This window comes from Enterobacter sp. 5-4, assembly GCF_000612205.1.
GTDB lineage: Bacteria > Pseudomonadota > Gammaproteobacteria > Enterobacterales > Enterobacteriaceae > Enterobacter > Enterobacter roggenkampii.
The window spans coordinates 29,886-41,346 of sequence record NZ_JFHW01000009.1; the positions used below are offsets into that span (position 1 = coordinate 29,886).

The window sequence follows — 11,461 nt, forward strand, 5'->3', positions numbered from 1 at the left end:
ATTGATGACAAACCGTGTCATAAACCATTGAGCTGCCTTTCTTGCCGGGTGGCGCTGTGCTTACCCGGCCTACAGGGTGCTTCATTGTAGGCCCGTGCAAGCGTAGCGCCGCCGGGCGAAACGCACAAAATGCACTTTACGCTCAGTAATATTCAATCGTGTTCTTGATGGTGTACTTGTGCTCAACGGCGGGTTTGACGCTGTCGTCCGTGATGGTCAGATCGCAGCTCACCGGGTTATTGTGGCGATCGTAGTCGCAGCTCTGCGTCACGTTGCCCAGCGGCTTGTCATTCAACATGCTGACTGCCGAGTAATCCATTCTTTTGCGCAGGTCTTTCGACGGCGTCGACTGGACGGACAGATGCTGATCCCCTGATACGGTGGTTTTGCCCAGCGGGTAACCATCCGCGTCGTAGCGATACTTCACTTCCATCTCTTTACCGTGCGCCGCCACCACAAATCCGTTGTCGTCGGTATCCCACGTTACCCCGGCTGACGGCAGTTCGGCCAGCTGGCATTTGCCCTGCAGCTTCACTTTGCGCTGCTGGGTTTCCGCATCAAGATAGTAATTGGCATCCAACACCAGCGCCACGCTGGTGTTGGCCTCCAGGTCGTGTAGCTCCAGCGTATCGAAACACCCTTCCGTCGAGACGGTGCCGGTGACCCGTTTGGACACTTCGCCCTTCTCGTTGAACAGCGTCTGGGTAAAGTCTTTGACCGGGCCGCGCAGCGGATCAAAATCAAATTCGTTTGAAAAACTCGCCATCTCGGGCGTAAACGACAGCGGCGCGGAGCTGTTGTCGCACCCCACCAGTGTTGCTGCCAGGAGCGTTATCGCTGCATATTTCTTCACATTCATTTCCGTACAGGGAGATTATTCCCAATCATATTAGCAAATACAGATGTTTACACGAAGCCTGCTAAAATTAATCTCTACACAGAGAAAAGGAGCTACAGATGAAACGGTTACCCTGGATTACCGCCCTGCTGTTAATGAGTGCCTCAACGGCCGCGCTGGCGGCACCGGATTCCTGCGAGCGCGTGAAAAGCGACATTCAGCAGAAGATCGTCAACAACGGCGTGCCTGAGTCAGGTTTTACGCTGAACATTGTGCCGAACGACCAGGCCGATCAGCCGGGCACGCAGGTTGTAGGCCACTGCGCTAACGACACCTTTAAAATTCTGTATACCCGCACAGGCAGCGGTGCGGCAGCTGAACCTCAGTAATTGAGCGTCAATTCCCTTTGATTTGATAAGGATTAAGATCTACTACCCCCAAATAAGTAACACTCACCCCATCGTTAGCCCGGATATCATTTCGGGAGAAATAATACACAATAATAATGATGGGGTGAGCCATGTCCGATGCTGAACATTACGACGGCGGAATTAGCCGTCGAACTCTCGTGAAATCTACGGCGATAGGTTCTCTGGCGCTTGCCGCTGGTGGGATCTCGCTTCCCTTTGGCCTTAAAAGCGCTGCCGCTGCGGTGAAGCACGCCGTCCAGCCTCCTGAAGATACCGTGGTGTGGGGCGCCTGCTCGGTCAACTGCGGCAGCCGCTGTGCGCTGCGTCTGCATGTCCGCGACAACGAAGTGTACTGGGTCGAAACGGATAACACCGGCGAGGATGTGTATGGCGATCACCAGGTGCGCGCCTGCCTGCGCGGACGTTCTATTCGTCGCCGCATCAATCACCCTGACCGTCTGAACTACCCGATGAAGCGCGTGGGCAAACGCGGCGAAGGCAAGTTCGAGCGCATCACGTGGGATGAAGCGCTCGACACGATCGCCGCCAGCCTGAAAGACGTGGTGGCCAACTACGGCAACGAAGCGGTGTATATCAACTACTCTTCCGGGATTGTCGGCGGCAATATCACCCGCTCCTCCCCTTACGCTTCGCTGGTGGCGCGCCTGATGAACTGCTACGGCGGCTTCCTGAGCCACTACGGCACCTACAGCACGGCGCAAATTGCCTGCGCGATGCCCTACACCTACGGCAGCAACGACGGCAACAGCACCTCGGACATCGAAAACACCAAACTAGTAGTGATGTTCGGCAATAACCCGGCGGAAACGCGCATGAGCGGCGGCGGGATTACGTACTATCTGGAACAGGCTCGCGAGCGGTCCAACGCGCGCATGATTGTTATCGACCCGCGCTACACCGACACGGCAGCCGGACGCGAAGATGAATGGATCCCGATCCGTCCGGGAACCGATGCCGCGCTGGTGGCGGGTATTGCCTGGGTATTAATCGACGAAAACCTGGTCGACCAGCCGTTCCTCGACAAATACTGCATTGGCTACGACGAAAAAACGCTGCCGGAAGGCGCGCCCGCTAACGGTCACTACAAAGCGTATATTCTCGGCCAGGGCGATGACCACACGGCGAAAACGCCGGAGTGGGCCTCCCGCATCACCGGTATTCCCGCCGATCGCATCGTTAAGCTTGCCCGCGAAATCGGCTCCGCTAAACCGGCTTATATCTGTCAGGGCTGGGGACCTCAGCGTCAGGCGAACGGCGAGCTGACCTCCCGCGCGATCGCGATGCTGCCGATCCTCACCGGAAACGTCGGGATCAACGGCGGGAACAGCGGCGCGCGTGAGTCCACCTACACCATCACCATCGAACGTATGCCGCTGCCGGATAACCCGGTCAAAACGCAAATTTCCTGCTTCAGCTGGACGGACGCCATCGCCCGTGGGCCGGAGATGACCGCCCTGCGCGACGGCGTGCGCGGCAAGGATAAGCTGGACGTGCCGATTAAGTTCATCTGGAACTACGCGGGCAACACCCTCATCAACCAGCATTCCGATATCAATAAAACCCACGATATCCTGCAGGATGAAGGCAAGTGCGAAATGATTGTCGTCATCGATAACTTCATGACATCGTCAGCGAAGTATGCCGATATCGTGTTGCCGGACCTGATGACCGTCGAGCAGGAAGATATCATTCCAAACGATTATGCGGGCAACATGGGCTACCTGATATTCCTTCAGCCCGTGACCGCGCCGAAGTTTGAGCGCAAGCCCATCTACTGGATCATGAGCGAAGTGGCGAAACGCCTCGGGCCGGATATCCACCAGAAATTCACCGAAGGACGGACGCAGGAACAGTGGCTGCAGTATCTGTATGCCAAAATGCTCGAAAAAGACCCTCAACTGCCGTCCTATGACGAGCTGAAAAAAAGGGGCATTTACAAGCGCAAAGATCCGAACGGCCATTTTGTGGCCTATAAAAAATTCCGCGAAAACCCGGAAGCCAATCCGCTGAAAACCCCATCGGGTAAGATTGAAATATACTCCAGCAAGCTGGCGGAGATTGCGGCCACCTGGGAGCTGGAAAAAGATGAGACCATCAGCCCGCTGCCCGTCTACGCGTCAACCTTCGACGGCTGGGATGCGCCCGAGCGCGCGCGGTTCCCGCTGCAGCTGTTTGGCTTCCACTTTAAGGCCCGTACCCACTCAAGCTACGGTAATGTAGACGTGCTGAAAGCCGCCTGCCGCCAGGAGGTCTGGCTTAATCCTGTCGATGCCGAAAAACGCGGCATTAAAAACGGCGATACGGTGCGCGTCTTTAACGACCGCGGTGAGGTAAGAATAGAAGCGAAAGTGACGCCGCGCATCATGCCCGGCGTCAGCGCTATGGGCCAGGGGGCCTGGCACGACGCCAATATGAGTGGCGATCGTGTCGACCACGGCTCATGCATCAACACCCTGACCACGCACCGCCCGTCACCGCTGGCCAAAGGCAACCCGCAGCACACCAATCTGGTACAGATCGAGAAGGTGTAACGGGTGAATGGCGTGACCGTGGTTTATTCTATGGTTTGTATTATTGGTTAACTCAGACGCGCGGACATCCTCCGCGCGAGCAAGGAAGATGTAATGAAAGATGTCTCACATCGTGAATCGTTCGCGTTCAGCGCCCGGGTGCTGGGTGCGCTGTTTTATTTCGCACCAGACAGCGAGCAGGCCGCGCCGCTGGTGCAGGCCCTCACCGCAGGCGAATGGGTTCAGGACTGGCCCCTGCCGCCAGGAACGCTGCAGCCAGTCGCTGACACCTTTGCCGCGTCTGCCGATGAGCCGCTGAGGGACGCCTGGCAACGACTGTTTATTGGCCCTTACGCCCTACCCGCGCCACCGTGGGGCTCCGTCTGGCTGGACCGCGAATCCGTGCTGTTTGGCGACTCGACCCTCGCGCTGCGCCAGTGGATGCGGGAGAACGCTATCGCATTTGAAATGCAGCAGAATGAACCGGAAGATCACTTCGGGACTTTGCTGCTGCTGGCGGCATGGCTGGCCGAGAACGGCCGCGAGGCGGAGTGCGCTCAGCTTCTGGCGTGGCACCTGCTGCCGTGGAGCACCCGCTTCCTGACGGTGTTTGTCGAGAACGCCAACCATCCGTTTTATACCGCGCTGGGTAAGCTTGCGCAGCTGACGCTCGCGGACTGGCGATCCGGGCTCCTTATTCCGGTTGCGGAAAAGACGCTGTATCGCTAAGGGGTGTGGCTTGCTCGCGGGTAGCGAGCAAGCTACGGTCAAAAGAGGAAGCTTAAAAAATTTAACTCGAAACAGGAGGCATATTGAATTTAATAATATAAAATAGCTTTTCCTGGTAAGGTCAACACTTTCGTTTGATACATACAAAACAAAACCATGACTAAAAATTATTCTTTCGAAGATAAACGCAAGAAATTACTCGTTACAGCCGTGATATTCAGCGTTTTAGGTGGATGGCTCTGGTATATGTCATGGGCATCTGGCATCTCCCATAATACTATATTAAAAAAATCCGTCCCTGAATGGATGACATATATTTCACTTGGCGTTTTGATTGGAACAATTTTTGTTATGCGCGCTTTTTACCTGCGCACTTTTAACAAAACATTAGAATATATTGCCAGTGCTTTTTTTAGCGGCTTTTGCCTTGGGTTTGTATTGAGCTTAAATTGTTATGATATTTATGTCTATCTCTTCCCGGACAAAATAATTGGCTATGAATCTGAATATGAGGTTGTCTTTCCGGGGCCTTCGAGAGGTAAGCATGGCCATTGTGAAGCGGGTCTCTGGTTAAAAGATCAGAACACCAACAGATGGATTCAGCTTTGTACAAACAAAGAATATCTGCACAGCCACCGTAAGCAGGGAATGACTGGGGTGTGGGTAACGGCCCGTGTGAATAATATTGGAAGTTACATTGTGAGTTATGAGTTTATTTATTTGTAGGCACGACCCTATCTATTTTTGTTCTGGCGAAAATGAATGGTACTCAAGGCCCGCTCCTTGCTTATAGCCGTCAGCCTGATACGTCGCACCAGAGATTGCGCATTCACAGCGGAGAAACCGGCTACGGGCAGGGTCATCTCAAAATCGAATCAGGGTAAATTTCATTCATACCCCCACATTTAGTGGTGGATACGTGACGACTGTTCCTCTATTCTGCTTTTTCAGCGAGCAAGCCGGAGTCATTTTTAGTGGATAATCCCATACTTCAGAAAACCATCATTATCTTTATTCTCATCCTGTGGGTAATTGTGAGTGTTCCCTGCCTGCCAGTAGCATGCGTTACGAGCCTTTCACCACTATTTGGTTATGTATCACCGACTGATTCCCCCTCACTCGCACTCTCTTTGCTTTGAATGAACCGAAGTGCCAGGTAGAGGTCTGGCGCCAGAATCATGTCATCATCATTCATTGTTGGCCGACTGTCTTTAAACCAGCGTGTTAACTCCGTTTTCCTGCCCGCAAGAATTAATTTAATCTGTCGACCTTTCAGATCGCGCTTTAACTCATTAATGGTTGCCAGGACGCTGATGTCTGAATAGGTGAAGCAGGCAACGGCATCAATGACCACCCATTTAGGCTGTATGGCTGCCCCATCAACCAGGTTCAATACCCGACGTTTAAAATAAGCCACATTAAAATAGGTCAACGGTGAGTTAAATCGATACATCAGCACGCCCGGGACCATTTTTATATCGGTGGTATTCCCTAACGAGTGAATCATTCCCTCTTCGTCAGTGCCCAGCAGGTGCTCAGAGGGACGAAATACCGTACGAAGGAACTGCAACAGGCCAAGCAACACCGCAAGGCCGATCCCCTGGATAACGCCGATAATTAACACACAGCCAAACGTGAAGAAGGCCAGGCGAAAGGCCTGTTTATTTCTGCGCCTCAGGTTCCATAGCCCACGTAAATCAATCAATGACCACGATGCATACATTAGAACAATCCCTAACGCAGATACCGGAATGAATTGTAATGGCTGAGTGAAAAATACTACGACGATACCAATGATTAAGGCGGCGACCACGGAAACCAGCTGACTTTTCCCCCCAACCGAATCATTCACCGCGGTCCGGGAATCGGCGCCACTGATAGCAAACCCCTGAGATAACCCCGACATAATGTTCGCAATACCCAGAGCCCGGAATTCTGCATCCGCATTAATTTCGTAGCCATTTTTCGCGGCAAAACTGCGGGCGGTCAGCATCAGACTGACAAAACTGACCAACGCCAGGTTCAGCGCCGGGATCACCAAATCACGCATCGGCCCCGGCTGGAACGCCCCCCAGTGAACGATGGGTAAACCAGGCTGGAAGCCTTCTCCCCCTATCGTGGCAATACCGTACTGTTGCGCAGAGGTCACCCATACCAGTGCCGTTGTTATTACAATGGCGATTAAAGGTGCTGGCCACTGGCTGCGATACGTTTTGATCACCATTAAAATAATTAACGTAAAAAGGGATATTCCTACGGTTAATAAATGGCTATCTGAAAGTCGACCTGGCAAGGCGATTATTTTTTCAATAACCTGCGCTTCATCAAGCTTAATCCCCAACACCTTGCCTAATTGCCCGACGATAATCGTCACGGCTACGCCATTAAGTAAACCGGTAAGAATGGGATGAGAAAGCAGATCGGCGAGCGCGCCCAGCCGAAATTTACTGGCAAGCAAACACCACCCGCCCATCATCAATGTCATGATGATCGTCAGCTGCCAGTGCAGTTCGGGGTTTCCTGCAGAAAGCGGAAATACGACGGCCGCAATCACCGCGCAGGTTGTGGCATCCGGGCCCACAATAAGCTGGCGTGAAGAGCCAAACAGTGCGTAAGCTATCATCGGTAAAACGCAGGAATAGAGCCCTACAATTGCCCCCACCCCCGCCAGCTCAGCGTAAGCAATCGCAACAGGGAGCGCGACAGCCGCAACGGATAACCCCGCTTTAACATCATGTTTTAGCCAGCTTTTATCGTAGGCTAACAAATTTTGTAAACCGGGCATGTAGTTTAACAACAGTTTTCCGAACACATTATTCTCCGGACAGAGATATTACTCGCGTCATGTTGGCACATTTCTTAGTGAGGTTCTGGTTTTCAAATGCTCCGGACGGAGGCCGACACTGTTGCGAATCTAATAAAACGTTAACTCTTTTATTATTCTGACTGATGTTAAACGTAGTTCAGATACTGCGGCTTAACCGGGGTTGGCCGTGCCGGATACCGTGATGAAAGCAAGTGATGGAATAAATACAATGGTCATTATCAGTAAGTCTCGTTAATCGCTAATGTTGAATCATTTTGGCATAGAGAGCAGGTTGTTACACACCATGAGATCGAGAGAGTCCATCACTCTTCCCGTCACCCAGCAGTACCGCCCCGCCATCTTAACCGGAGCGGCTTTTATACGTTGTTATCACATGCTCAAAAACTGTATGTCACCTTCAAACTCCCCGTCGGCGACGTTTTACGATGCACAATCGGGCTATTGCTCGCATCCCCCGTCAGCTGCGTCACGCCCGCTGAGGCAAGCACGCTCCAGCGCGAGGTGAGCTTGTGGGTCCAGTCAAGGTTCATCGACCAGGCATAAATCCCGGCCCCGGCGTCATGTCGGGCAAAGCCCGATGCGGCCGACTGGGCGGCGCTGACCCCATAGTACGTCTGCATATACTTGTCGGATCCCCAACTGCCGGTCAGCGCCAGCGTCACCGCATTTGTTGGTGAGGTATAGAGCGGGCTGCTCAAGCCGAAATGCACTGCCTCTCCGTTGTCTCTCTCAGACACCGGAACCTCAGCCTGCAGCTGCAGATTCAGCCAGTCGGTCACCTTGTACCCCAGCCCAGGTACCACGATAGCCGAGCCTTTAATCTCACCCATCCCCCGCAGCTCGTCGCTGCCGGAGCTGATGGAATCGCTGCTCACGTCTTTATCTTTACGGCCAACTCGATAGCTCAGCGCTGCGCTGTAATCCAGGTTGCCAACGTTGTTACCGTAACCGATCCCTCGCGTGGTGCCGATAAAGAAGCCATTTGCCATGGAATAATCCACTACCTGAGCCGCTGAAGCGCGGGTTTTCTCTGAACCCGAGTAGCGCGGCCCCACATCCACGCCGCCCCCCAGGGTTAAGACGTTGCCCTGGCGCTGTTCTTCCGCCAGTACAGGCGTAGCCAGTAACGCCAGAACGACGCCCGGCACGAGGGTTTTCAGGCAGCGGCCCGAAAGTAAATGAGGGAACGTATGACGCAGTTCGATATTTCTCATTAAGGAAGTCCTTATGGATGCAAATGATGACGATGCAGGCGGTTAAACGCCGGAACGCCCATTTTGAAGCGTGACCCTAAGGTTCTTATGAGCCGAAAATGAAGAAAGACTGAAGCGCGCGCGGGCGCTGTCATCCGGACAGATTTCCTGCTACCGTTTTTTTCTTAAGAAATTCTTCATTCACGGTTGATACCGTTACCAATGTGAAAATTCTACTTATCGAAGACGACCTGGATCTCGGCAATGGCGTACGTATCGCCCTCTCAGATCAAGGGTTTGACGTCATATGGGTTCGCCGTAAAGAGGATGCGCTGCATCAGCTTGACGTCTGCGTGCCGGAACTTATTTTGCTCGACCTGGGGCTACCCGACGGCGACGGCATGAGCCTGATGACGCGTTTGCGCCAGCAGCTCAAGGGGATCCCCGTCATCATCCTGACGGCGCGAGGGACATTGCAGGATCGCCTGTGCGGCCTGGATGCCGGCGCGGACGACTATCTCGTCAAACCCTTTATTCTCGCCGAGCTGCTGGCGCGAGTGCGAGCCCTTGCGCGGCGCAGCTACGGTTTTGAGAATGAGGCGATAGAAATTCGCGGGCTATCCCTTCATGTCCCAACGCGCCGCGTGACGGTGAGTGCGCGCCATATCGATTTAACGGCCAGTGAATACGCGCTGCTGGAAACGTTGATGCTGCGCGCGGACCGCGTGCTGACCCGGCGGTTTCTGGAAGAAAGGATATTCGGCAACAAAGAGAACCTCAGCAACGCGCTCGACGTGCATATGGGAAATTTGCGGCGGAAAATCGGCGACGGCTATGTGCGAACGGTCCGGGGCGTCGGGTACGTCATTGATACCGTCTCCATTCAAAAGGTGACCGGTTAATGCAAAACGTCTGGTATCACCTGAGGCGCCCGACGCTGGTGCGCCGAATTATCATCGCCCAGATGCTGCTGCTGACCCTGCTGTGGTGTCTTTTTCTAACCTTCATTCTGTGGGAGGACCTGCGCAGCCCTCCCATCCTCACGGGCAGTAAAACATACGAAACTGTTTTTACCCTGGCTGAGCGTATGGACGGACGTCCGCAGGATCGTACCGCCGTGCTGGAAGCCTTTAGCCAGGCCCTGCGGGAAGGTTACGGCGGAGGGGAAGATCCCGTGCTGTCGATTAACATCATCGTTCGCAAGAATAATGCCGTTATTTTTGCCTCCGACGGTGCGCCCGCGGGGATAACAAACACCCGATTCGGAGAACTGGAGCACGTTCAGAGTGGAGATCGTACCTGGACCAGCCGCACCCTTAAATCCCCTCACTCTGACGTTGAGGTCACCCTCTTCACGCCAGCCAGCGGCTGGAACTTCTTTATCTATCTGAACTCTCGCGGGTACTACATCCTGCCGCTGCTGGTCTGCTTCCCGTTTCTGCTGTTTCCCGCGTGGCTCTCAATCCGCATTGCGATGCGTCCATGGAATAAGGTGGTCAATGAAATTACGTTACGCACGCCGGACGACCTCTCCCCTTTAAGAGCCGTACCGAAGCACCGGGAGCTTCGCCAGATGGTGGACGCGATCAACGACTTCCTTGCCAGGGTGCGTGAAAGCGCGGAAAGGGAGCGGATTTTCATCGCGGATGCCGCGCACGAGCTGCGTACGCCCCTCGCGGCGATGCGCATCAACGTGGAGGCGCTGCAGTCCTGGGTCATCAGCGAGAGCCAGAAGGAGCTGCTTGCGGGCGTGATTCGCAGCAACAGCCGCGCCGCGCGCCTCGTCAATCAGCTGCTGCTGATGATGCACAGTGAATCGCGCATTGATACGGCTATGGAACCCGTGCCGCTGACAACGCTTATTCAGGAACGAATGGCCGAGCTGGAACCGCTAGCGTCTGCGCGCAAAATTGAGCTGGAATTCTTTGCAGAGGATGACGTCTGGATCCACGGCGTCAGGGAACGCCTGGTGTCGCTGATTGATAATCTCATTGAGAACGCCGTGAAGTACAGCCCCGAGGGCGGGCGGATTCAGGTCGACGTGAGCGCCTGCGATCGCGTCGTTCAGCTGCGCGTCTCCGATGCGGGCCCGGGTATTCCGCCTGAACTGCGGGAGCGCGTGTTCGACCGTTTTTTCCGCGATCCCAATCAGGTGCAGAGCGGCAGCGGGCTGGGGCTTGCCATCGTCAAAGCGGTGGCGCAGCAGCACAACAGCAGCGTAAACCTGAGTACGTCCTCGGAAGGCGGCCTCCTGGTGACGGTTGACTTCCCGAACCGCACGTTTAGCTAAAGCAGAACAGGGGGTTTGATCGCAAATGCCGCAGATTGCTTCAAAATAATTACCGTATTTGTTATATTGTTGTTTATTGCTTATTCACCTCTGCGGTGCCAAAAAGAACAAGATTCACCGCAACCCAGGACAGAGAAATGTTAGATTACCGCTTCCCGACAGCTTTGCAGATGGTTCTCAGCGTAGCGATGGCGGAGCAATTGGGTGAACGTTCGACGAGCGCGATTCTGGCCTACGGTCTGGAAGCAAACCCGAGCTTCATCCGCAAATTGATGGTTCCGCTGACGCGAGACGGCATTATCGTCTCAACGCTTGGCCGTAACGGCTCCATTCATCTTGGTCGCCCGCCGGAAGAGATCACCCTGCGCGACATCTACCTTTCGGTCATCGAAGATAAAAAACTGTGGGCGTCGCGCCCTGACGTACCGGCCCGCTGCGTGGTCAGCGCTAACGCCTGCTGGTACTTTAAATCGATTTCCGAAGAGGCCGAGCAGGCGTCGTTAGCGGTACTGGAGCGCCATACCGTGGCTAGCGCCCTGGAAGCGGTTAAAAACGCCGACAGCAGCGGATGGGATCCGCTCCCCGATCTCATTGCCCAGTATCAAAAAACGTCATAACGTTTTCCTGATGCGAAAAAAAAACC

General features: G+C 54.2%; 10 protein-coding genes. 7 read left to right on the forward strand and 3 right to left on the reverse strand.

Annotation, left to right across the window (positions count from 1 at the left end):
- Positions 1-142: 142 nt before the first annotated feature.
- Positions 143-859, reverse strand: coding sequence for a YnfC family lipoprotein (locus AA74_RS0104540; RefSeq protein ID WP_008502416.1), 717 nt, complete (start codon positions 857-859; stop codon positions 143-145).
- A 98-nt stretch (positions 860-957) separates the two neighbouring features.
- On the opposite strand from AA74_RS0104540, the gene AA74_RS0104545 reads away from it, so the two are divergent.
- The 4 genes from AA74_RS0104545 (at position 958) to AA74_RS0104560 (ending at position 5,234) form a co-directional block, all read left to right on the forward strand.
- On the forward strand, positions 958-1,227 hold the full coding sequence (locus tag AA74_RS0104545; protein WP_021241220.1) for a DUF1161 domain-containing protein: 270 nt from the start codon (positions 958-960) through the stop codon (positions 1,225-1,227).
- A gap of 131 nt (positions 1,228-1,358) precedes the next feature.
- Positions 1,359-3,800 (forward strand): selenate/tellurate reductase subunit YnfE, encoded by a 2,442-nt coding sequence (gene ynfE, locus AA74_RS0104550; protein ID WP_025911419.1) that lies wholly within the window; start codon positions 1,359-1,361, stop codon positions 3,798-3,800.
- A 93-nt stretch (positions 3,801-3,893) separates the two neighbouring features.
- Positions 3,894-4,508 (forward strand): Tat proofreading chaperone DmsD, encoded by a 615-nt coding sequence (gene dmsD / locus AA74_RS0104555; protein WP_021241218.1) that lies wholly within the window; start codon positions 3,894-3,896, stop codon positions 4,506-4,508.
- Between the two features lie 156 nt (positions 4,509-4,664).
- The gene (locus tag AA74_RS0104560; RefSeq protein ID WP_021241217.1) at positions 4,665-5,234 is read left to right on the forward strand and encodes a hypothetical protein; all 570 of its coding nucleotides are present in this window, start codon (positions 4,665-4,667) and stop codon (positions 5,232-5,234) included.
- Positions 5,235-5,598: 364 nt separating this feature from the next.
- Here AA74_RS0104560 and AA74_RS0104565 read toward each other — a convergent pair whose 3' ends face one another.
- Both AA74_RS0104565 and AA74_RS0104570 read right to left on the reverse strand, forming a co-directional pair.
- Positions 5,599-7,320: a SulP family inorganic anion transporter gene (locus AA74_RS0104565; protein WP_025911423.1), complete on the reverse strand. Its 1,722-nt coding sequence runs from the start codon at positions 7,318-7,320 to the stop codon at positions 5,599-5,601.
- Between the two features lie 392 nt (positions 7,321-7,712).
- Positions 7,713-8,549, reverse strand: a complete 837-nt coding sequence (locus AA74_RS0104570) for a MipA/OmpV family protein (protein WP_025911425.1) — start codon at positions 8,547-8,549, stop codon at positions 7,713-7,715.
- A 203-nt stretch (positions 8,550-8,752) separates the two neighbouring features.
- Here AA74_RS0104570 and AA74_RS0104575 point away from each other — a divergent pair, with 203 nt between their 5' ends.
- From AA74_RS0104575 to AA74_RS0104585, 3 genes are all read left to right on the forward strand, one after another.
- A complete protein-coding gene (locus AA74_RS0104575; protein WP_025911426.1) occupies positions 8,753-9,430 on the forward strand; it encodes a response regulator transcription factor in 678 nt (225 codons plus the stop codon).
- On the forward strand, positions 9,430-10,818 hold the full coding sequence (locus tag AA74_RS0104580) for a HAMP domain-containing sensor histidine kinase (RefSeq protein ID WP_025911429.1): 1,389 nt from the start codon (positions 9,430-9,432) through the stop codon (positions 10,816-10,818). Before AA74_RS0104575 ends, AA74_RS0104580 begins: the two co-directional genes overlap by 1 nt.
- 137 nt (positions 10,819-10,955) lie before the next feature.
- Positions 10,956-11,435 (forward strand): Rrf2 family transcriptional regulator, encoded by a 480-nt coding sequence (locus AA74_RS0104585; RefSeq protein ID WP_008502426.1) that lies wholly within the window; start codon positions 10,956-10,958, stop codon positions 11,433-11,435.
- Positions 11,436-11,461: the final 26 nt, after the last annotated feature.